General features: G+C 47.4%; 21 protein-coding genes and 1 other annotated feature. Of the genes, 5 read left to right on the forward strand and 16 right to left on the reverse strand.

All coding sequences use genetic code 11. The features are described 5' to 3' along the window. Positions 1–57: 57 nt before the first annotated feature. Complete coding sequence (locus tag BK127_RS22245) at positions 58–618, reverse strand: ANTAR domain-containing response regulator (RefSeq protein ID WP_076233714.1); 561 nt, start codon at positions 616–618, stop codon at positions 58–60. A 371-nt stretch (positions 619–989) separates the two neighbouring features. Between BK127_RS22245 and BK127_RS22250 the strand changes: the two genes are divergently transcribed. The 5 genes from BK127_RS22250 (at position 990) to BK127_RS22270 (ending at position 6,238) form a co-directional block, all read left to right on the forward strand. Then, on the forward strand, positions 990–1,994 hold the full coding sequence (locus tag BK127_RS22250) for an ABC transporter ATP-binding protein (RefSeq protein ID WP_076233715.1): 1,005 nt from the start codon (positions 990–992) through the stop codon (positions 1,992–1,994). Positions 1,995–2,014: 20 nt separating this feature from the next. Continuing rightward, positions 2,015–3,013, forward strand: coding sequence for an ABC transporter ATP-binding protein (locus BK127_RS22255; RefSeq protein WP_076233716.1), 999 nt, complete (start codon positions 2,015–2,017; stop codon positions 3,011–3,013). Between the two features lie 24 nt (positions 3,014–3,037). Next, a complete protein-coding gene (locus BK127_RS22260; protein WP_076233717.1) occupies positions 3,038–3,988 on the forward strand; it encodes an ABC transporter permease in 951 nt (316 codons plus the stop codon). A 92-nt stretch (positions 3,989–4,080) separates the two neighbouring features. Further along, positions 4,081–4,932: an oligopeptide ABC transporter permease gene (gene opp4C, locus BK127_RS22265; RefSeq protein WP_372237369.1), complete on the forward strand. Its 852-nt coding sequence runs from the start codon at positions 4,081–4,083 to the stop codon at positions 4,930–4,932. Between the two features lie 55 nt (positions 4,933–4,987). Then, complete coding sequence (locus BK127_RS22270) at positions 4,988–6,238, forward strand: MFS transporter (RefSeq protein WP_076233719.1); 1,251 nt, start codon at positions 4,988–4,990, stop codon at positions 6,236–6,238. On the opposite strand, the gene BK127_RS22275 is transcribed toward BK127_RS22270, so the two are convergent. The 15 genes from BK127_RS22275 to BK127_RS22345 all read right to left on the reverse strand — a co-directional run bounded on the left by BK127_RS22275 (position 6,228) and on the right by BK127_RS22345 (position 23,621). Continuing rightward, entirely contained in the window at positions 6,228–6,617 is a 390-nt protein-coding gene (locus BK127_RS22275) for a VOC family protein (RefSeq protein WP_076233720.1), read from the reverse strand. The two genes, BK127_RS22270 and BK127_RS22275, sit on opposite strands and share 11 nt — an antisense overlap. Before the next feature lie 152 nt (positions 6,618–6,769). Further along, the gene (locus BK127_RS22280; protein ID WP_076233721.1) at positions 6,770–8,203 is read right to left on the reverse strand and encodes a M20 family metallopeptidase; all 1,434 of its coding nucleotides are present in this window, start codon (positions 8,201–8,203) and stop codon (positions 6,770–6,772) included. A 41-nt stretch (positions 8,204–8,244) separates the two neighbouring features. Beyond that, a complete protein-coding gene (locus tag BK127_RS22285; protein ID WP_076233722.1) occupies positions 8,245–9,852 on the reverse strand; it encodes a response regulator transcription factor in 1,608 nt (535 codons plus the stop codon). Between the two features lie 186 nt (positions 9,853–10,038). Beyond that, entirely contained in the window at positions 10,039–11,157 is a 1,119-nt protein-coding gene (locus tag BK127_RS22290; protein WP_218639026.1) for a Gfo/Idh/MocA family protein, read from the reverse strand. A gap of 21 nt (positions 11,158–11,178) precedes the next feature. Continuing rightward, entirely contained in the window at positions 11,179–12,936 is a 1,758-nt protein-coding gene (locus BK127_RS22295) for a sensor histidine kinase (protein ID WP_076233724.1), read from the reverse strand. Between the two features lie 108 nt (positions 12,937–13,044). Continuing rightward, complete coding sequence (locus BK127_RS22300) at positions 13,045–13,902, reverse strand: sugar phosphate isomerase/epimerase family protein (RefSeq protein ID WP_076233725.1); 858 nt, start codon at positions 13,900–13,902, stop codon at positions 13,045–13,047. Positions 13,903–13,923: 21 nt separating this feature from the next. Then, the gene (locus BK127_RS22305; protein WP_076233726.1) at positions 13,924–15,468 is read right to left on the reverse strand and encodes an ABC transporter substrate-binding protein; all 1,545 of its coding nucleotides are present in this window, start codon (positions 15,466–15,468) and stop codon (positions 13,924–13,926) included. 46 nt (positions 15,469–15,514) lie between these two features. Further along, positions 15,515–16,402: a carbohydrate ABC transporter permease gene (locus BK127_RS22310; RefSeq protein ID WP_076233727.1), complete on the reverse strand. Its 888-nt coding sequence runs from the start codon at positions 16,400–16,402 to the stop codon at positions 15,515–15,517. Between the two features lie 14 nt (positions 16,403–16,416). After that, positions 16,417–17,379 carry an ABC transporter permease gene (locus BK127_RS22315; protein WP_076233728.1) on the reverse strand — a complete coding sequence of 321 codons (963 nt, stop codon included), beginning with the start codon at positions 17,377–17,379 and terminating at the stop codon, positions 16,417–16,419. Positions 17,380–17,609: 230 nt separating this feature from the next. Continuing rightward, positions 17,610–18,677 (reverse strand): aspartate-semialdehyde dehydrogenase, encoded by a 1,068-nt coding sequence (asd, locus tag BK127_RS22320; protein ID WP_076233729.1) that lies wholly within the window; start codon positions 18,675–18,677, stop codon positions 17,610–17,612. Positions 18,678–18,768: 91 nt separating this feature from the next. After that, positions 18,769–19,033, reverse strand: a binding site (T-box leader). Positions 19,034–19,088: 55 nt separating this feature from the next. Beyond that, positions 19,089–19,610 (reverse strand): OsmC family protein, encoded by a 522-nt coding sequence (locus BK127_RS22325; protein WP_076233730.1) that lies wholly within the window; start codon positions 19,608–19,610, stop codon positions 19,089–19,091. 27 nt (positions 19,611–19,637) lie between these two features. After that, positions 19,638–20,669 (reverse strand): ABC transporter ATP-binding protein, encoded by a 1,032-nt coding sequence (locus BK127_RS22330; RefSeq protein ID WP_076233731.1) that lies wholly within the window; start codon positions 20,667–20,669, stop codon positions 19,638–19,640. Further along, on the reverse strand, positions 20,656–21,705 hold the full coding sequence (locus BK127_RS22335) for an ABC transporter ATP-binding protein (RefSeq protein ID WP_076233732.1): 1,050 nt from the start codon (positions 21,703–21,705) through the stop codon (positions 20,656–20,658). The genes BK127_RS22330 and BK127_RS22335 overlap by 14 nt, the downstream gene beginning before the upstream one ends. Positions 21,706–21,741: 36 nt before the next feature. Next, positions 21,742–22,656, reverse strand: coding sequence for an ABC transporter permease (locus tag BK127_RS22340; protein ID WP_083689485.1), 915 nt, complete (start codon positions 22,654–22,656; stop codon positions 21,742–21,744). A 17-nt stretch (positions 22,657–22,673) separates the two neighbouring features. Then, the gene (locus BK127_RS22345; protein ID WP_076233733.1) at positions 22,674–23,621 is read right to left on the reverse strand and encodes an ABC transporter permease; all 948 of its coding nucleotides are present in this window, start codon (positions 23,619–23,621) and stop codon (positions 22,674–22,676) included. Positions 23,622–23,645 lie beyond the last annotated feature (24 nt).

The following is a 23,645-nucleotide window of genomic DNA, read 5'->3' on the forward strand; positions in this document are numbered from 1 at the left end:
AGTTACAGAACTCCTTTCGGGGGTAAGAGGTACGCCGCACAGCCTGCATGATTCAGGTCAGCGCTCCATAAGCGGTCCGTACAAATCGACGATTGTGCTGCTGATTGCAGCCATTTTCTTGCGTTCCTTCATCGCCTTGTTACGAAGATACTTGAAAGCCTCGTCCTCGGACATCCCCGTCGTTTTTACCAGTATACCTTTAGCTCGTTCAATTAGCTTTCTTTCGTCAAGCTTTTCCTGCAGCTGTTCGATCTGCCGCTGCACCGATCTCCGGTTCTCATAGTTGTTGAGCCCGACTACAAGCGCCCACTGCAGCTCCGGGGGACTCATACTGGATGTGAGGATGCCTTCAATGTGATGGGCGGGACCCGTCATGAAGCCCGAGCTTTGGCACCACCACCATACAGGCAGCTCGAACTGCCTGGCCAATACATCCAGCCAAACATTCAGCCTCTGCTCGGTACAGCAAAGAATAATGCCGTCGGGTTCGTAAGTCTTGACAGTAAGATCCTCGGCTTCATACACCGATATGACATCCATACCTATAGCGTTCAGACAATCTATCATATGAGCTGCAGGCTGACAGGAGTCGGAAAAAAATACCAGCAATGATTTCATAAGCAGCAACACCTTCGGTATGGATTTTCTTGTCATGCCGAAAACATTTGTGTCGTGTCATAACTCATGAGCACTGAACACGAGGTGACAGAAGTATTGTATGAATGTTATGTTATATATCATGAATCTAACTAAAAAAAGAGTCAACTGTTTTTTAAAACCGAATATTGACAATAATTATTTTTTAGTGTTAATATACGTGACATGAGATGATTTTTATCAATCGAATATATTTCCGGTCTGTCAATGATGCCAGTCTGGAATAGGCAATGGAGCCGTTTTTCTCTGCATAAGAGAAGGCGGCTTTCTGTGTTTTTTTAAAGCAATTGAATAATAACACAACGACAATAAAACCCGGAGGTATGCAAATCATGAAACATGTATTGGAAGTCGACAGCCTTCGGACTGCCTTTCGCACAGAGCATGGAGAGGTCCTATCGGTTGAAGGGGTCTCGTTTCAGGTCAAGTATGGTGAGACCGTCGCGGTTGTTGGGGAATCCGGCTGCGGCAAAAGCGTCACTTCCCTCTCCATTCTGAATCTCCTGGGCAATAACGGCTACATCAAAAGCGGTAACATTCAATTCGAGGACGTTGAGCTGACGAAGCTGACACCCGAGCAGCTGCGAAAGCTGAGGGGAAAAGACATCTCGATGATCTTCCAGGACCCAATGTCCTCACTCAATCCAGTGCTGACGATCGGCAGCCAAATGACGGAAACCATCCTCCAGCATGAGCGTGTGAGCATGCAGGAAGCCCGCGATCGTTCAATTGCGCTGCTGAATCGAGTCGGTATCGCCAGAGCTGAAGCGCTGATGAAGCAGTATCCGAATTCCTTATCTGGAGGGATGAGGCAGCGTGTCATGATCGCTATGGCATTGTCCTGCAAGCCCAAGCTGCTGATTGCCGACGAACCGACCACGGCGCTCGACGTCACGATACAGGCACAGATTCTGGCATTGATCAAGGAGCTGAAAAACGAGTTTCGCACTTCAATTGTGCTCATTACACACGACCTGGGCGTCGTTGCCGAGATGGCCGATCGTGTACTCGTCATGTATGCCGGTCAGGTAGTGGAGGAAACCGATGTATTCACGCTGTTCGAAGCCGCGAGGCATCCATACACACAGGGATTGATGTCCTCCATTCCGCATCTCAACAGCCCCGACGACAAGCTGTCCAGCATACCGGGATCGGTACCGGCCATCCATGAAATGCCAACGGGCTGCCGCTTTCAAGCCCGTTGTGTGCTCGCTTCCGACAAATGCCGAAGACACAATCCTCCACTGTTTGAGGTAGCCGCAGGGCACACCGTTCGCTGTTGGCTGGCCGAAGACGAGCTGACGCTTACTGCGCTGGATTCACAAGCTGTACATTAATTCCAAACGGAGGGTTACCCATGAGCGCTATATTGCATAAAGCACAGGTCAGCAGCGATCCTATTCTACGCATCGAGCGTGTAAAAAAATATTATCCAATCCGTAAAGGCATCTTTTCCAAAACCGTAGGCCATGTAAAAGCCGTAGATGACATCAACCTGCTGGTGTTCCCGGGGGAAACGCTCGGCATCGTAGGCGAGTCAGGCTGCGGCAAGTCAACCCTCGGCAGAAGTATCGTCCGGCTGGAATCGCTGACGGAAGGCTCGGTCTACTATAAAGAGCAGGATGTGCACCGCATGTCCGAATCCGATATGCGCCGGGTCCGTTCAGAGCTGCAAATTATATTCCAGGACCCTTACGCTTCACTTAACCCGAGAAAACGGGTAAGCGAGCTGCTGATCAATCCTCTGCTGGTCCATGTTCAAATGACGCCGGACGAAGCTCGCAAAAAAGCGATGGAGCTGCTCGATATCGTCGGCCTGTCGAAACATTCGTTGAATAAATTTCCCCATGAATTTTCCGGTGGTCAGCGACAGCGAATCGGCATCGCCCGGGCGATTATCCTGCAGCCGAAGCTGATTGTCTGCGATGAGCCTGTATCGGCGCTTGATGTATCTATTCAAGCACAAATCCTGAATTTGCTGAAGTCGCTGCAAAATAATTTCCAGCTGACCTATTTGTTTATTGCCCATGGCCTTGGGGCGGTCAAATTTATGAGCGACCGCATCGCGGTGATGTACCTGGGCAAAATTGTCGAGCTGGCAAGGACAAGTGATATTTTCAACCAGCCAAAGCATCCCTATACAAAGGCGCTGCTCGATGCGTATCCCGTGCCCAACCCGCTCTTCCGCGACAAGGAACGCATCATCCTGTCGGGCGATGTGCCCAATCCCGCCGCTCCACCATCGGGCTGCAGATTTCATACCCGCTGCCCGATGGCCCAGCCGCGCTGCCGGGAGGAGCAGCCGGAGTTGCTCGGCGGACAGCATCTGGTGGCTTGTCATTACCCGCTAAGCTGAATTTATTAAAGGAGGACACAGGCTATGTTGGATTATACGATTCGGCGGCTGCTTATAGCGCTGCCTGTACTGCTGGGCGTCACGCTGTTAAATTTTTTCATTATCTATATGGCTCCCGGAGATCCCGTGGATTTGTACGCCAACCCGGATGTGACGGAAGCGGATAAGCTGGTACGGCGTGAAGCGCTTGGTCTGGATGCCCCGCTGATCGTTCAATATGTAAAATGGCTGGGTCGTCTGTTGATCGGTGATCTTGGCACTTCGTTCAGCTCCTTTCAACCCGTGTCGCATATGATTGTGGAACGACTCGGAGCCACACTGCTGTTGATGGGGGCGGCTCTGCTAATCGCCTATCTGATTGCGATTCCGCTAGGCATCTTGAGTGCTGTCAAGCAGTATTCCTGGCTCGATTATGTGGCCTCCACCGGATCGTTTCTCGGCGTATCCGTACCCAGCTTTTTTCTCGGATTGGGCGTCATTTATTTGTTCGGCGTTACGTTCGGCATCCTGCCAACCGGAGGCATGAATACGATCGGCCAAGAAGGTGAGATGATCGATACGCTGAAGCATTTGATACTCCCGGCCCTTACGCTCGGCACCTCGATTGCAGGAGGTATGGTGCGTTATGTAAGGGCAAGCGTGCTGGAGGTGCTGAATCAGGACTACCTCCGTACGGCGAGGGCCAAGGGTTTGCCTGAATGGAAAGTCATTAACAAGCACACGCTCAAAAATGCGCTGATTCCGATCATTACGGTAGCAGGTCTGGACATTCCGATGCTGATCGGCGGTGCAGTCGTTACAGAAACGGTTTTTCAATGGTCGGGTATGGGCCAATTGACGATCCAGTCGATTCTGTCCCGCGATTATCCCGCCCTGATGGGCATTAATCTGGTCGCCGCCGTTTCCGTGCTGCTGTCCAACCTATGGGCCGATTTGATGTATGCCTTTGTCGATCCGCGAATCAAATACAATTAAGCAAAGAAGGTGCAGCTATGCCCGCAGTATCATGGAGAGAACCAACAGATGAAAGAGCCATTCAAGGACTGGAACCGCTAGCCAAGCAGGATATGGATAAACAGGAAAGCTATTTCCGTTCGGTCAGCCGTCAATTCATGAAGCATAAAATGGCGGTAGCCGGTTTGCTGGTGTTTGCGCTGCTTCTCATTATGGCGTGCTTTGCACCGCTATTAGCTCCGTATGATCCAAGTGTTATCCAGGATGAATTCAGCGCCGCGCCTTCGAGCAAATATTGGCTGGGCACCGATCAGGTAGGGCGTGATGTGCTCAGCAGACTGATTTATGCCTCACGCATATCATTATCGATCGGTCTCGGGTCCGTCGCCATCTATGTGGCTATCGGAACCGTAGTCGGCGCCATCGCAGGCTATTATGGCGGCAAGGTGGATATGATCATCAATCGTGTGATCGATGTGTTCATGTCGTTCCCTCATCTGATGGTTATCCTCGTCTTGGTGACGATCATCGGACCCGGACTGTCCAACATCGTCCTGGTGCTCGGTCTACTGGGGTGGCCTAGCGTTGCGAGACTTGTGCGAGGCAGTGTGCTGTCAATCAAGCAAATGGAGTTTGTAAAAGCCGCTCAGGCGCTGGGATTAAGCAAACGGCAAATCATTTTCCATGAGATATTGCCGAATGCGATGAGCCCTTTGCTCGTCAATGCCACCTTCGGCGCCGCCACGGCCATACTCTCCGAGTCGTCGCTCAGCTTTCTCGGTATGGGCGTTCAGCCGCCGACCGCCAGCTGGGGCAACATGCTGACAGCCGCCCAATCGATCACAACCTTGCAAAGCGAGCCATGGCTCTGGATTCCTGCCGGCTTGATGATTGTCTTTACCGTACTCGCTATCAATTTTGTTGGAGACGGCGTGCGTGATGCGTTGGACCCCAAAAGGAAATAAATAAAGCGCGCGCAAGCCATACATGCCATACAGACCGAAGGTGGAATTGCTAATTATGAACCTTATTCAAAAACGATGGCTTCTTTTTTTCCAGGCGTATCCGAAGGATGCGCTATATTTTATGGCGGCAAGCTTTGTTAATGCAACCGGAAAAGCGATTTTGTGGCCGCTAACCACGTTGTACGTCCACGAAGTGCTGGGCCGCTCCTACGGGCAGGCGGGACTCGTCCTGCTGTATCAGGCTTTGGCAGGGATTCTCGGAGAAATCGTCGGAGGGGCGCTTTACCATAAGCTCGGACCCAAAAAGCTGATCGTTAGCTCCATGGTGCTCACAGCATCCCTGTTAGGCTCCGTCGTTTTCGTCCATGATTACTGGGTTTTTGTCATCATTGTCAGTGTGAACGGTTTTATGAATGGTATCGCCATTCCTTCCATCAATGCCTATGTCGGCTTCAGATGGAAGGAGCATCGACGCAAGCTGTATAACGCCATCTATGTGGGGAACAACACGGGGCTCGCGATAGGTGCGGCAGTCGGTGGTGCTATCGCTTCGATCTCATTCCCGTTGACCTATACTGTAACTTCGGTCTCAACGCTTGCTTTTGGGGTGTTCCTGTTTTTCTTTATGAAAACCTCTCCGGATGACAGTGTCTCTGCGACGAAAACTGCCGGTTCACTGGGAGAGAATCAAAGTGCTTACCAGCATATCGTGAATTTCCGCATCTACCTGTTTCTCGGATTAGGAGCCTTGTTCTACTATATCGCTTTTACGCTGTGGAGCAACGGTATCGCCCCGTATTTGACCGAGCAGGGGTATCCGTTAACGATGTACAGCCTGCTATGGACGATTAATGGTATCGTGATTTTTGCCGGGCAACCAGTAACCGGATTGATCAAGTCAACCATCGCCAAATCGCTTGTCGCGCAAATTGTCATGAGCTCTTTATGCTATTCGCTTGGACTCGGCTTTATTATGCTATTTCACCATTCCTACCTGTTTCTCGTGGTGGGCATGATCGTATGCACAATAGGCGAAATGCTGCTGCTGCCTGCAATCCCTACCTTTTATTCCGAGCGTACCGGCCGGGCTGCACCTTTCTTTATGGGCTTATCCGGAGGCTTTGGCAATGTAGGAAGAATGACGGGGCCTACTCTATACGGCAACTTATACGATCATTGGGGCATTGTCCCCGTGCTGCTGGCCGGAACCTGTGCATCCGTCGTTTCACTAGTTTTTTTCCTGATGCATGCTGCACTGCATAAGGAGAAGAAAAGCAAGGTCAGCAGCAGTGTCGCTACGTATTAACATAATTGGACACCTCTAACAAATTCATGTCCGGGTCGCGAAAATAGACCGATTCAATCCTGCCGCAGGCTCCTGTACGAATAACGGGGCCCTGCTCGACAGGAATACTGTATAGCTCCAAATGACGGATCACTTCAAGCAGTGGTGTCTTCGTAATCAAACAGAGATCAGCCGAACCTGGAACCGGCTTAGCCGCCTTCGGTTCGATCTCTTCTCCATATTGATGCAAATTTATTTTTTGCTGGCCGAACTTCAACGCTTTCCTACCCTCTCCGAACGTAACGACTTCCATTCCCAGTACCTGATGGTAGAACGTACATGATGCCTCAACCTGACTGACCGTCAATACAAGATGGTCCAAGCGATCTATTTGTATCATGGTTAACCTCCCTGAGTAAGTATGTCATTCATTATCAGCTTGTTTGGGTCAGCTTGTCCACCGTCAAAAAACAGGAGGACACTGCGCCCTCACGCCGTATCCTCCTGCCTATATCCTCCTGCCTATATCCTCCTGCCTATATTCCCCTCCCCTTAAGCCCCTCTGACAGGACCTGGGATCAGACCGTCCGGAATCGGACATATATAACTTCTGCCACTCAGCTGCTTCGCGTGTTCCTCCTTGGCTTGTTCCAGTACCTCGGGCTTGGACAACAGCTCAACAGCTGTCGCCGCGATCACTTTTCCTGCATGCAGCATGCCTTTGTGGCCGATCGACATCCCGACCTGACTGACCGCCTGCCAGGAATGGAGAGCCGTACCCAGCGCCATGCTGGTGATCCAGCTCTGTACAGTAGGTACGTTCCAGCTGACATCTCCCACATCGGTTGAACCCATAGCGACAGTAATTTCTTGTTTAACCTCGTACGGTTCCAGACGATCGGACAGCACCTTACCTGACAGCTCCTGCGGCAAATTGTGGTTTTTCTCAGCATCCGATAAAGTAGCACGTATTTCGCTCGCAAACTGTAGTTCCGTTTCATCAAAAACCGGGCAGCCCAGTTGAATAAATTGTTCATGCATCACCTGTTCCAAGATCCGGTTGACAATCAGCTCAGACGAGCCGGAATCAAATATAATCTCAAGCTCGGTCCCGGTCATTAACGCCGCTCCTTTGGCGACATTGCAAATTCGCTCATATAAATCGGCCAGCTGCTCGGAACGCGGAACGCGCATTTTATACAACACCTCGGCTTCCGACTGGACGACATTTGGCGATAAGCCGCCGGTATTCGTAATCGCATAATGAAGGCGCGCATCCGAAATAATGTGCTCGCGCAAATAATTGCAGCCAACGTTCATTAACTCGACTGCATCCAGCGCGCTTCGTCCCAAGTGTGCGTCTCCACCAGCATGGGCACTGCGCCCCTTGAACCTGTAGTAAACCTGGCAGGTAGCCAAGCTCGACGTACTCATAATATGGCTGGTTGTCCCCGGATGCCAGGTTACTGCGGCATCGACATCGGCAAACAGCCCATTTTTCACCATGAAGCCTTTACCGCCGCCACCTTCCTCAGCAGGGCATCCATATAAGCGAACCGTGCCTGGCAGCTTATGCTTCTCTATATATTGACGCACAGCTACTGCCGCAGCCAATGCCCCACTGCCAAGCAGGTTGTGTCCGCAGCCGTGCCCATTTGCTCCACTAACGATCGGAGCTTTCCGGGACTCTCCCTTCTTCTGACTGAGCCCGGACAACGCATCGTATTCTGCGAGTACAACAATGACCGGCTTACCTTGTCCGTAGCTTCCAACGAGAGCTGTTGGAATACCACCTGCTTCACGCTGTACCGTAAAGCCCTCCTGTTCCAGCACCTCGGCAAACAATGCAGCCGACTGCCGTTCCTCATAGCGCGTTTCTGCGTATTCCCATATTTGATTACTGACCTTGATAAACAAGTCTCTCTGGTTCTCTATCGAATCCGCAATTTCTTGAACTCTGTCTGAAATATGTTGTACGTCTGTCATGGCCTGTCAGCTCCTATATCGTAAATCTCCCTCAGGAATTTTTACTTTCGGTGTTTCTTTCTGAATTCCAGAGGATTCATGTCTGTGACGCGTTTGAACATTTTTGAAAAATGGGAAAAGTTGGTGTATCCGATTGAGGTTGCAATTTCACTAACCGACTTGTCCGATTGAATGAGTAACGATTGGGCTAATTTAAAGCGCTCTTCGATCAGATAATCGAATAAGGATGTGCCTGTCTCTTTTTTAAATATTCTCGATAAGTAATCTGGACTTAAAAATACATTCGCAGCTATGTCATCTCGGGATATATCCTTGTCCATATTTTCGGAAATGTAGGCCTTCACTTGATTGATGACAGTATGGGATTCCTCAATGGATTGAATAAAATCGACAGCAAGCTCAACAACTTCTTTGGACCATTCCTGCAAATTGGAAACGGTACGTGTAACCGATGCCATTTGTTGGGTAGACAATCTTTCCGAGAATATCAAATGAGCCTGTAGTCCTTTTAATTGAAGCACATGATAAACCATTTGGAGGAAATTATGATAAAATTCCTGCAGCATTTTGGCGCTGCCTTCAGTTTGCTTCATATCTTCAAGGTAATGATGAATATCTTCCTGCAGCGATGTTTTCGAACCTTGTTTAAGTAATTCCAGCCAGCTGCTTATATTCGGTTGTTGGATAGGGTCCTGAAGCTCGAATATTTCGTCCAAACGATAAACCTTTCGCGCATTGGTTACATTATTTCTATCCTTTTCAATCAAGGATTGTACCGCTTTATGAATGTCGACAATATCCGTAACCTCACCAATATAGCACGATAATTCACAATAGAAATACTCATCACAAGAACGAACATAACTCATGAGCTCTGCCTCCAGGTAGGCTGTGGATACAAGAAGCGCATGGTCCCGAGGGAGTAAGGCGACCAGATTCCTCTCCGAAATGGGTACCACACATCCCCCCTCAAGCCCATCCAAATGAAAGCTGTGCTCAGCGGCATTACGAAGCGCATATTCCATGATCTTCTTCTCGCGTTCTGACAGCTCTTTGCTCCAGCCGCGAACGGCTATTAGAATCGGCACAAATTGATCATCGGGGAGATAAGGTATATTACGTTTATAGATCAGCTCGCTGATCTGCTCGGGATGGGAGGATACCGTTTGATGAATCAGATCCAGCCAAAAACGCTCCACCAATAACGGATGGTGTGCAGACCATAGCTGATAATAATGTTTTAAGGTTTCGGTAAATTTAACAGCTTCGCTATCGGATTCAATTTTTTGTATGGCTTTATGGAGCACAGCTTCGAGTTCCGTGTATCGAACCGGTTTTAACAGATAGTCAAGGCTTCCCAATTGAAGCGCCTTTTTGGCGTATTCAAAATCCGCATGGCAGGTTAAAAACAGACTCACGGTTGCCGGATAATGCTCCTTAACCCAGGTTAATAAGTCAATTCCGTTTCCCTGAGGCATTTCTATATCACAGATCATCAAACTGATGGCCTGACTTGTATAAATCTCCTTTGCTTGACGAATGTTGTAGGCTACATATACTTGAGTAACCCCAAGCTTCGCCCAATCAATTCCGGTCTCTATTCCATGTGCGGCATGAATTTCATCATCTACAATAAGCACTCCATCCATGATCAACCCTCCGTCCCCAAGTACGTATTCTGACTGTATAGGATGATTATAACATTAAACCCGATGGGTAAAGGGAGCTACCCTTCGTCACAAGGAAGGTTGTCAGATTTAGCGCACATAAAGTCCATGATCTCCATGACCATGGACTTTATTCATAGGAGGACCTTACTATCTTGCCTTCAAACCTTATTGATTAAGGGTAACAAATTCAGCAAAATCAATGGTTTTCCCTGTTTCGGCGGATTGATAGACAGCTTCCAGTATCTGGGTTACTACATACGCTTGCTCTGCTTTGACCAACGGGTCCGTATCATGGATGATGCACTCCAGCCATTGCTCAGCCTCCAACACGCCGGGAGCTTCATCCTTGCCCGTAAAGTAAGCAACACTCGCGCCGGTATTCGGCGTAATTTCAACCAGCTTGCCGTACTGTGCCTTATTAAAGACAAGCTCTGTTTTTCTATTCGCCCCAACCTTCATTTCAGCTCCGCCATCAACTCCAAATAAGGAGGTCTTCGCTTCTTTGGCATCAGTCGTATTAAGCGCCCAGGAGCACTCCAGGAATACGGTCGCACCATCCTCCATTTTGATAAAAGCAAAAGCCGAATCCTCTACATCAAAGGTCGCCGGATCCCAAGGTCCGAATAAATTACCTTCGATGTTGTCCTTCATTTTATAATATACCGAACCTGTCACCGATTGAGGCTTATAGTTGTCCATGCACCATAATGTCAAATCGAGTGCGTGGGTACCAATATCGATTAAAGCCCCACCGCCCTGCAGCTTCTTGTCGGTAAACACACCCCATGTCGGAACAGCTTTTCTGCGAACTGCATGGGCTTTAGCCATATAGACCTCACCCAAATCTCCCTTCGAGCAAGCACGGTACAATACCTGGGACTCCTCGTTAAACCGATTTTGATAACCAATGGTCAGCTTTTTACCGGTTCTCCTCGATGCATCCAGCATTTTTTTGGCCTCGACAGAATTAATCGCCATCGGTTTTTCGCACATCACGTGCTTGCCTGATTCCAATGCATCTACAGTAATAAAGGAATGATACAAATTAGGCGTCAACACATGAACGACATCGATAGACTTGTCCTTTAGCAGCTCCTTATAGTCCGTATACACGGCAGCATCAGGAACTCCAAATTCCGCCGCTGCTGTAATAGCTCTATCCTCCACCACATCGCAAAAGGCAACCATTTTTCCCAGATGAGGCAGTTTGGCTAGTGATGGCATATGTTTCTGATGTGCAATGGCTCCGCAGCCAATAATTCCGATTTTTAAAGGTTCATTCATAATGTAACCACTCCTCTATACTTATAAGTTTTTTTCATTATCCATCGCTTCCATCGGCAGCTGGATTTCAACCTTCGCGCCGCTTTCGGGTCCATTCATGAACACCACGTGAGCCCGATTCGGATACAGCAGCGCAATTCTGCGTTTTACATTCCAGATCCCGACGTTCTCTCCTTTATCGTTCATCAGATCCTCATCCGATTGCAGCCGCTGAAGCACATCATCGGGAAATCCCTTGCCCGAATCCTCAATGGAAATTTTCAACAAGTCCCCTTCGGCAGATGACTCGGAGTCTATGACAATATGAATATGAATAGAATCGTCCATCGTGACCGCATGTTTAATTGTATTCTCCACAAAAGTTTGCACGATCAAGGGTGGAACCTGAATTTCCTCCAAGTCATCCTTCAGGGTCACCTCGTAATCGAGATGCTTCGGAAACCTCATTTTTTGAATGTTCAAGTAATTGCACGTATGTCTGATTTCATCTTGTAAAGGGACAAACGTCAGGTTACTGCGGAACATGTACCGAAAGTACTCAACCAGCGATAAGGACATTTCCTGAATCAGCTCGTACTTCTGAGCCTGAGCCAGATGATACACAATATTTAAGGAATTCAAGTAAAAATGCGGATTGATTTGCAGCTGCAAATGCTTAAGCTCCGCACGCTGACTGCTCAATTGCTCCTCATATACATCGATTTTCAATTGTTCAATTTGAGCAACCATATCATTGAACGCTGCATTTATCACTTCAAATTCACCGGAGGATGGGTAAGGCACGATTCGGGTATCCCATTTGCCTTCCTTAAATCTCCGCATCGCCATTAATAATTTGTAGATCGGACGCAGAATGAGCTTTCTCAAAAACAACAGCAGCAGCAGCAGCATAATGACAAAGCCAAGAGGAACTATCAGCACAACCCGTTGAAAAATAGGCAGCTTCTCCATAATTCCATTTTCCGGGATCAGCACCGTCAGATAGAAGCTGCCCTTCTTGGAACGTTCTGCAACCTCCAAGTATGTGTGGTTGTTACCGGTTAGCTTGTATATTTCATCTTCGAGTGTCAGATCGATGCCATTCTGTGCAATAAACTCCTGATGATCCATTGGTTCATGGTGTTCCGTAGACAAAACTGAAATCCCGGTTTCCCCCAAATCGATCAAATTGAGCGGAATCATCATCCTTTTTACATTCACCCATGCCCCTACATATACATTGCCTATCTTGGCGACATGGCTCAGATAATGCTCTTGGTCAATTTGTTGGACACACCATTTCAGTGTACATTCTTGCTCCATTTGTGCGTTATTCTTCAGCATGGAGGTGAGAAGTATTCGAGCTTGATCCCTCTCATCAAAGCTTAATGCCAGGTTCGGTCCGATTAAAAAATCATCATTATTTTCCGAATAAACAAAGAACATATCCATCGTTTTACTGTTATTTATAGTAGTCGATATATTATTGAACAATCGAATTCGGGCTTCCTGGTATCTTACTGAATAGTAGGCATCCGGCTGATCAAGAATGATCAAATCGGTTTCTTCAGCAACCATATTGTATAAGTACTCATCCGCTTCTCCGAGCGTACGATCGATCTGCCCCATATACAGGGTAACGAGATTCTTATTGGATTGGGCTACTTGGTCCCTGACGACCTTACCCGCATAAGAGCTGTAATAGATCATCCAGACCATCAAAGGAATGAAGATTGCAAAAAAAGCCAAACCAATTCGAAATCTCAGAGATTTAAAAAATTCCTTGTTCATAAATCCCATTTCTTCTGACCTCCATGATCGTGATGTCTATAACCGATAATTATATCATGGAAGAGGTCAACCAGAATACGTTCCGGCTGACCCCTTGCGGCTTCGGATTGAGATCTCTTACACCGTTATTTGCTGCAGCAGTCTTTCCAGGTTGCGATAGCTGGTGGCTACCCCTTCAACCTCGTCACCAGCGGTTACATCCTGTTCAACAAATACATACTTGGCATGTCCAAGCGATGTGGCTTCCTTTAAATAGTCCACAATAGGGAGGGTTCCCTGACCAATTTGGGTAAAATGAGCCGGGTCCTGAGTTTTATAAAGCTCGTCTATCGTGATGCTGCTGTTAGCCCCGAATACATCAAACCAATTGACAGGCTGAGCCGCCGCAGGCAGATCCTTTTGATGCAGCATGATGCAGCGATCTCCCAGCTTGCTCATCCATTCTATCGGATCAACTCCGCCTCTAACCGCCCAATACGTATCCAGTTCAAACTTCACCAGCTGTGGATCGGTATGCGCGAGCATAAGGTCCATAACCGTTTCACCCTCAAACACCTGAAATTCCTGAAAATGATTGTGATAATATAATTGCATACCGCCACTCTTACATATTTCCCCATATCTATTAAATGATTCACAGAAATTCAGTACATCCCGTTTATTGGCAAAGAAAGCGATCGAACATCCGATTCCTGTGCTCCCGATTTCTTGATTAGCCGCTATGATACCTTCCCAGTCTGTCTCCTCATTCACACGGGTATGACTGCTGACAGCTTTCATGCCAAGACGATCCAACTGCCTCCTTACCTCAGAGGGAGTAATATTCCCCCCAAGACTTAAGCCCTCATCAGTTTTACGAATGACCATTTCCAGATTGGTGTAGCCGATCTGCGCCAGCTTTTCCAAGGTCCCGATATAATCACGTTGTAACGCATCCTTCACCGAAAATAACTGTAATCCGATTGATATTGTCATAATAGCCTCCATTTTTGATTCTTATTTTGTTTGTGCCCATGCATCCAATTGCTTTTGCTTTTCTGCAATAATTTTGTCTTGACCGGCCGACTTCAATTTGGCAATAAACTGCGGAAGCTCTGTTTTCGGATCAATGGTTCCAGTTTCCAGGCCAGATTTGTATTGGTTAAATACGCTGGTAACCGCTGCTACTTCGGTTTTTACCGGAGTTGCATCAAAGGTGAAACCAAGGGCCGGCGATTTGATAGCTGTTTTATTAAACTTATCGGTTTGCTGATAAATGTCTTCCGGATCGCCGGTAAACACATAAGATTTGAATTGATCACCGAACAACCAGCCTTGATTGACGCCATAAGGTACACTGGTCGAATTGATTCCTTGAGGATAATCGATCACGTTGGCAGATTTTTTCACGTAATCTCTTCCTTCAATCCCCCAGGCCATCAGGTTAATAATATCCTTGTCTGAGAACATCAGGTTCAGGAACATCATCGCTCTCGCTGGATCCTTGGAATTGTTGGCGATCGACCACATGAATCGTGTAATCTGGTTGGTATTGGAAACAGCCTCGGAAACTTTGAGTTCAACCATCTCTTTACCCGTTACCCGGGAAGCTTGCATCGCATATCCTGGCTTGGATGTCGTTAAGAAGGAGAAGGCACGGTCCGCTTTGATCAGATCGGAACCATTGTCCTTGGATGTTGCGGCATCCTTGAGTACATATCCTTTTTCATACCATCTTCTGACGGTGTCCAGCATTCCTGCATATTTCGGTGATTCAAACATATTGACAACCTTCAGATTCTTGTTTTCATAATCCAGAACGCCCATATAATCCCCGAGCACATCAAAATCCTTATTGGCAATAATATTGACTGGTGTCACCGAGCTAGTGTAAAGAACCAAAGGTGTAATACTCGGCTCCTTGTCCTTGATCGTTTGAAACACACTATCCAGGTCGTTATAGGAAGTCAGCTTGCTTAAATCTATCTTGTATTTATCAACAAGATCCTTTCTCATCGTAAGCGATCGGTCTGCCGCCAAATCTCTGTTGCTCGTAATTCCGTATAATTTCCCGTTAACCTTGGCAGCATTGAGGAATGCAGGATCCAACGTTTTCGTAATATCCTGACCATATTTGGTAAGCAAATCATCCATGGCAACAAGACGTCCCTGCGTCACATGTGTGCTGTAGGTTCCTCCCACCCCACTGACCAATAAATCAAGCTTTTCATTGGACGCGACCATCAGGTTGGTCTGCTGTGCATAGGAGCCATAGCTGATCGGAACAAATTTAACCGTGGCATTGATTTTCTTTTTTGTGATTTCGTTCACGGCTTTTTCCACTTCAGGAATGCCTTGTGTCTGCGAGTTCGTTGTGAAGAAAGCCATCGTGATTTCATACGGAGCCAAATTAGCTGCGGAACCGGCTTCTTGTTGGTTACTGCCTACCGGCGCTCCCGTATCTCCTGCCTGCTTAGCGCCGGAAGAACATCCTGCCAATAACGATGTGAATACGAGAACAGCTGCAGTAAATAATTGCAATGACCTTGCTCTTTTTTTCATACTAACCCTCCTGTTTTTTTATATGATATGGCAATGGCGGCGTAGCCTAACCCTTCACCGCACCTACCGTAAGCCCCTTGACAAAAAATTTCTGGAAAAACGGATACGTAATCAATATCGGAATAACCCCAATGACTGCCATCGCCATACGTACGCCTTCTTTGGGGAGAGCAGAGAGCATTTGTCCTTGATTGCCACCCAGATCGGCGGTGCTCAAAAATTGAATATCGAGCAATATTTTATTAAGCAAATACTGCAGACTGAACAGCTTGCTGTCTGTAATAAAGATCAGGCTGTTAAACCAGTCGTTCCAGTAATGAATAATTTGAAATAAACCAATGGTAGCCAAAATCGGGAGAGACAACGGCATGACGATTTGGTAAAAAATTCTGAATTCGCCCGCACCATCAATGTAAGCTGATTCGATGATCGCTACAGGAATGGAATTCATGAAAAAGGTTCTAGCCAGCAGCACATAAAATCCATTGAGTAACAAGTAAGGGATGATTAAAGCAAAAATCGTATTTTTCAAATCAAACACCTGTGTATACATGTAGTAGGTCGATACGAGCCCACCATTGAATAGCATTGTGAAAAATACGTAAAACGCTAGCACCTTGCGGTAAGGCAAATCTCTTCTCGATAACGGATAAGCGAGCAAGGAGATAATGATCAGGCTGATAATCGTGCCAATGACCGTTACCGAAATGGAGATCCCATACGCACGCAGAATGGTGCTGGCATCGTGAAACAAATATTCGTATGCAGCAAAGCTGATTTTATTAGGAAAGAAAGAATAACCGGTTCGGATAATTTCATTCTCGTCCGTAATTGACGAGGTGACCAACAGCAGGAACGGAAGCAGACTTAAAGCGGTTATGACAACAAACAGAAGATGAATAATGAATTGATACAAGTTTTCCTTTTGCTTCATCTGAATAGCTCCCTTTAAAATAACGCGTTATCGCTATTGATTTTTCTCACAATATAATTGGACAAGATCACTAATGCAAATCCGACTACGGATTGATATACGCCGGCTGCGGAAGACATCCCGATATCCCCAAGCGTCAGCAAGGCCCGATATACATAAGTATCAATGGTGTTGGTCACAGAGCTCAGAGCGCCTGCATCCAGCGGAACCTGATAGAACAATCCAAAATCGGAGTAAAAAATGCGGCCGATTGCAAACAACGTCATGATCGTAATGACAGGTGTAATGAGTGGAAGTGTAATGCTTCGGATTTGCTGCCAGCGGGATGCCCCATCCACTGTCGCTGCTTCATAATATTCTTTATCGATGCCGACGATTGCCGCCAGAAAAATAACACATAAATGACCGGCACCTTTCCAGACACTTACTATTGTTAAAATATAGGGCCAATATTGGGTCTCGCCATACCAGCTGATTTCCTTGATGCCCAGCATCGGCAATATTTGCTTGTTCATCATTCCGGAATCGCCGCTAAGTAGAGCAAATACGAGATAGCCGATGATGACGGTAGATATCAGATACGGCAAGAGTACAGCGCTTTGATAGAATCGTGACAAGAAGCGATTTTTCAGCTCATTCAATAAAATAGCTAACGCCACTGCCGCGATCAGATTCATAATGATGAAAGATATATTGTATAATAACGTGTTTCTGGTAATGATATACGCATCTGTCGTTTTAAAAAGAAACTCGAAGTTTTTAAAGCCAATCCAATCGCTGTTTAATATCCCCTTCGTAAAATTAATATCCTTGAAGGCGATAACAATCCCCAGCATGGGCAAGTAGTTGTTGATGAATAAGTAAAGAAGACCTGGCACCATCATAATAAATAGTACACTATATCGCCTTAATTTCTTCCATGTCCTTGCATATGAAGGGTTCAAAGCATTTTGTTGGACAGTTTCTGCTTGTTCCATATCGTTTCCTCTCCCTTGTCTCTAGCGCTTTCTTTATATAGAGAATTATAAGATAATGAAACAGCTTTCCCTACCCCAATTCCGACGTTAAATAACGTTTTTACGACTTAATAAGACCAAACAACACCTTTCAATTAAATAGTAATTATTACTATAAGAGTCCAGTATACCCTATGATGACGTTAAAACCCGCCGAATGAATCCATCCAGCGGGTTTTAACGTTTATCTACTATAAGATACCTTGCTCAAGCATCGATTCAGCAAGCAGTACGGCGCCTTTGCCCGCACCCATCTTGGTGTTATGTGAAACGAGCACGTATTTAACCCCGCCCAATACAGGATCTTCCTCTAGTCGTCCCAGGCTGGTAGTCATGCCATCCCCGATTTCCCTGTCCAGCCTTGGTTGTGGCCTGTAAGGGTCCTCATACACATGAATCATATTGTTCGGAGCCGAATGCAATTTTCTGTTTTTATACGGATTGTAGCCTTGTATCGCTGCCCTGACTTCTGCGATATCCGCTTTCTTGTCCAATCCTACAAAAACGGCTTCCGTATGCCCATCAAGTACATTCACTCTTGTACACAAACAGTTAACATTTATTTTCGCTTGTTCTATGGAAGTTTTATTGAATTCACCCAATATTTTCAATAATTCAATTCTTACTTTTCCTTCTTCATTCGGAATATAAGGAATAATATTATCCAGAATATCCAGCGTTCTTACTCCGGGACTTCTTCCCGCTCCACTCACGGCCTGCATCGAAACCATTAGCACATTATTAATGCCAAAATGCTGCTGCAAAGGTTTAAGTGTTATGGCAAGTCCTGTAACCGTACAATTAGGCACAGGGAGTACAAAACCTTTCCACCCCCGCTGCATACGTTGTATCTGAACTAATTGTGCGTGATCATCATTAACTCCTGTGATCAAAAGCGGTGTATCTTCAAAATAACGAAATGCAGAAGCTGTTGAAAACGTAGGGGTGGTTTGAGCAAACCACGGCTCAAGCTCTTTTGCCAAATCTGACTCTACAGCTGTAAAGATCACATCCAGCTTTTCAGGTGAAAAGTCTTTTGAAGAAACGACAGGAATACCTTTCATATCTTCAGGTATGGGTAAGCTCTGTGTCCACCTTGAACTGCCATTGGCTTCAATCAGGGCTTTTTCATAATTGTCTGCATTGCGTGAGATAACCATCTGGACGACCTCAAAATTCGGATGTTCTGTAAGCGCCAGAACAAATTGCTGCCCTGCCATTCCTGTTGCTCCTACGATTGCGGCTTTTAATCGACTCATAACCAGCATCCCTTCTGATTGGATAGTACATACAATTCAATTACAGATAGTTACGTGCAAACAAAAAAATCCCACCCCCAAGACTTATAGTCTTGGGGACGAGATTTGTTAAATTCGTCGTGGTACCACCCCAGATTTGCTGATACGTCGCCGTAGCAGCCTCTTCAAGTACGGCATTACATAGAATGCTTATACTCTAGCTCTATAACAGGAGCTCCTGTCACACCATCCCTTTTGTCCGGTTCCGATGTGCAGCTCAGAGGCTTTCTTCAATAAATCATTTTTTACTCCCTTTCAGCTACCGGAGCTCTCTGTGAAAAAATCAATTTATTTACTTTTCTCTTCATCGCATTTGAATATTAGGCTTATGATAGCAAATACTGACCGAATTGTAAATCTAAAAGTATCCCATCAAGATTTCTTAACGAACTGACCTTGGATAGTTTGCGGATTCACCAACAGGTTGTAGATCGGGCACACCCGTTCAACGGCTTCGCGCAGCGCCTGAATCGTTTCATCAGTTTCAGTTGAACCCAAAGTAACCGTATAAGCGATATTGTGCGGGTACACGGGAATCTCTTCATAACCAGGCTTGCCGGCAAGCGGATGCAATTCCCCCGTTACTTCAACCTCCAGTGTTTCCAGTGAAACACCGCGAATCGATGCCTGGATTAGTGTTATATGCGTCAGGCAGCTGCCCAGCACGCCAAGCTGCAGCTCCGGTGAGCTGGGTCCGAGATTATATCCGGCAAAGTCGTCCGGGCTATCGCTAATAATTTGAAAATCCCGGATTCTGATTTCACGGACACCGCTTCTACCGGCCGCACGCACCTTGGCCCGGTGAACAATGACCTCGGTGTTGTGTTCCGCCTGTGCAGCTCTGGCCTCTACCGCCGCTTTTTTTTGAACCAAATACTCGTTAAGTGTTGTCATATCAGGTTTGCTCCTTTTTATATCATATTATTTCGTTATTTCAGCCTGCAAATGACAGGCAGACCTGTGATTGGGTGCTACCTCACGCAGTATGGGCATTTCCTGCCTGCACACATCCATGACGAACGGACAACGCGTATGAAACACGCAGCCCGATGGAGGATGCAGCGGTGAAGGCAGATCACCTTTTAGTATAATCCGCTCCCTTTTGACTGTCGGATCAGCGATCGGCACCGCCGACAATAATGCCCTCGTATACGGATGCTGCGGATTGAGAAACAGACTATCGGTCTCGGCCTCTTCCACGAGCTTGCCGAGATACATCACACCGATCCGATCCGATATGTGCCGGACCACGCTAATATCATGAGCAATGAACAGATAGGTGAGTCCGAGCTCCCCCTGGAGCTTCCTGAGCAGATTAATAATTTGCGACTGGATAATCACGTCAAGGGCAGATACGGGTTCATCGCATATGACGATCTTCGGATTCAGGATCAACACCCGAGCCAGTCCGATTCGCTGTCGCTGCCCGCCCGACAGCTCATGCGGATAACGGTAATAGTATTCAGGCTGCAGCCCGACCTTGTCCAAAATCTCAAATATCCGCTGCTCACGCTCCTGGCGTGAACCAATACCATGAATCACGAGCGATTCCTCAAGAATACTGCCGATTCGTTTACGCGGGTTCAATGACGTATAAGGGTCCTGAAATACCATTTGCAGCTGCTGACGCAGCGGGCGCAAGGCGCGGTTGGACAAGCTCAGGATATCGGTTCCGCGGAATCGCACCTCGCCCGATGTAACGTCGTTAAGACGAAGCAGCGACTTGCCAAGAGTACTTTTCCCGCAGCCCGACTCACCGACAAGACCGTAGGTTTCCCCCTCCCATAAGTGGAAGGAGACATCATCCACCGCCTTGACCACATTTTTGTTCAATCCAAACGAAGCGCCAGCCTTATAATATTTCTTCAGGTGCCTGATTTCCAGCAGTGGCTGCTGGTCAAGAGGTGCCGTTCTAATGGGTTCCTGATGAGGATGAGGCTCAATCCCCGGCATAATGAGTAACCTCCCGAGCTGCGTCTTCAGCCGTAATGCTGTCCAGTAATTCTCCCGAAAACTGCCCGGCATACCAGCAGCGCGCGGCATGATTGTCGTCCGTACGCATATATGGCGGCTCCTCTTTGCGGCAGCGTTCGTCTGCATACTGGCATCTGCCTGCGAAGCGGCACCCTGCAGGGATATGATGCAGCGATGGTACATTTCCTTCGACCACATGCAGCTCCTCCAAGCGGTCACCATTCAGACGCGGGATCGATTTTATCAAGCTGATAGTGTACGGATGCAGCGGCCTCGTGAACAGCTCCATCACACCGGCTTCCTCGACAATTTGTCCAAGATACATCACGATGACACGACTGCACATTTCCGCGACGACACCAAGATCGTGGGTGATGAGCATGACGCTCATGCCGAACTCACGGTTTAGTTCGGTCAGCAAATCCAGAATTTGTGCCTGGATGGTCACGTCGAGTGCGGTAGTGGGTTCATCCGCTATAAGCAGCTGAGGTCTGCAGGCAAGCGCAATAGCTATCATGATTCGCTGCCTCATTCCACCTGAAAGCTGATGGGGATAGTCGTCAATTCGCTGCTCAGGAGCGGAAATACCAGTCAGCTTGAGCAGCTCAAGCGTTTTTTGCCGCGCCTCCCTACGGGAGATTTTTTGATGGAGCAGCAGCGTCTCGGCGATTTGGTCACCAATCGTAAACACCGGATTCAAGGAGCTGAGTGGGTCCTGGAAAATCATTGAAATATCATTGCCCCGGATCGCCTGCATTCTTGCATTTGATGCCTGCAGCAAATTCTCCCCTTGATACAGCACCTCACCCTCGTAGCGTACCGTCCTTTTTTCATCAAATAACCGGAGAACCGACTGTGAGGTAACGCTTTTGCCGCAGCCGGATTCACCTACGATCCCGATGAATTCGCCTGAATCGATATGAAAGCTGATCCCGTCCACTGCGGTAACCTGTCCTTTTTCCGTATGAAAGTGGGTTTTCAATTCCTTGATTTCCAACAAATGCGCTTGTTTCAAAGGAAGCCTCACCCCTTTGTATAAATAGTTATGACTTTATTTCTTAGCTGTCGTGTGCGGGTCCAGAAAATCTCTCAAGCCGTCACCAAACAAGTTAAAAGCTAGCGCCAATACGAGGATCGCTGCACCCGGGAAGGCCGTCATCCACCATGAGTTAAAAATATACATTTTGCCGTCAATCAGCATGTTGCCCAAACTCGGTGTAGGCAAAGGCACGCCTGCGCCAAGGAAGCTGAGCGCCGCCTCCACGATGATCGCTTCAACAAATATAAAAGAGGCCTGCACGATCAGATTCGAAATGGAGTTGAGCGCAATATGCCCCCACAGGATTCGCGTTGACGACGCGCCTAAGGCTTTCATCGCCTCGATGTAGGTTTGCTCCCGAATAATGAGAGCAGTCGAACGGATAACTCGCGCTACATGCGGCGTAATAACAGCAATCAGACAGATGACCAGATTACGGATGCTCGGTCCAAGCATCGCCATAATCGCAAGCGCAAGCAGGATACCGGGAAACGCCATCAAGCCGTCGGAAATTCTCATGAACAGATGATCCAGCGTCCGGTAATAGCTCGCATACAAGCCAATGATCAAGCCTAGAATCGAAGAGCCAATGGAAACCGCGAATCCGACCTCCGCCGAAATTTTCACCCCATACACAACTCTGCTCCATACATCACGGCCAAAATTATCAGTCCCGAACAGGTGCTCAGCATTGGGCTTCTGAAATCGACTTGCCACATCAATCAAATAGGGATCATGTGTGGCGAACAATTCAGGAAATAAGGAGAGCACAATAATGATCAACAGGATCACACTGCCTGCAACGACTCCTGTGTTCGTAATAAATCTTCGGAAAATTCGCCTGCGCTGCTCTTTGCCAAGCTCCGGTGCTACCGACGGTGCCGTATAGCTGCCGATTGCATGGCTTTTTGCGTTATCTGCTGCCATAACCAAGCTCCTTTATGCTAACGGTTCAGTCTTATTCTTGGGTCAATCACTGCATATAGCAAATCAACCAGCAAATTAATCATGACGGTCAGGAACGCCACGAACAGGACCGCTCCCTGAATGACTGCATAATCCCGCCGCTGTACCGAATTAACCAGCAGCTGTCCGAGTCCGGGAATATTGAAGATCGTTTCCGTGACCGTCGCTCCCGCAATCAGCGAACCAAACGATTGGCCGATAATCGTTAGAATAGGAATAAATGCATTCCGCAGCGCATGCTTGTAAATCACTGAACGTTCCTTTACCCCCTTGGAGCGGGCTGTTTTAATAAAACCTGCATTCAAAATCTCCAGCATGGACGATCGGGTAATACGTGCCAGAAAAGCTGAATGCACAACGCCAAGCGCAACGGCCGGCAAAATCAAATGACGCAGATGCTCCCACAGCCCCGCGCTTAAAGGCTTGTAGCCTGCGACAGGAAGCCATTTGAGTTCAACGGAAAAAATAAGCATCAAAAACAAGCTCAATAAAAATCCCGGTACCGTAATGCCGAACAAGGAAAACGCCGTGACTGTTTTATCGGCGGCCGAGCCATGACGCACAGCTGCAAATATACCTACCGGAATAGCAATAATGACCGCAATGATTTCCGCAAGAATCGCCAGCGATAGCGTCGGCCCCAGCCGCTCGATGATCGTTTCCGTCACCGACTTCTTCATAAAGTAAGAATTGCCGAGATTACCGTGAAGCACATCGGACATCCAGTGTACATACTGCAGGTATAAGGGCGTGTTCAGCCCCATTTGCTCGCGCAGCTGTTCAACAATTTCCGGACTGGCTCCATCCCCGAGCATAACGGATGCGGGATCTCCGGGAATCAGATAAATAATGAAAAACACGACAATCGATAAAATGAACAAGACGGGAAACAGGTGCAAAATTCGTTTGAGCAAATAAATCGCCAATACGCTTCTCCTCTTTCATCGCCG

This window comes from Paenibacillus sp. FSL H7-0331, assembly GCF_001956045.1.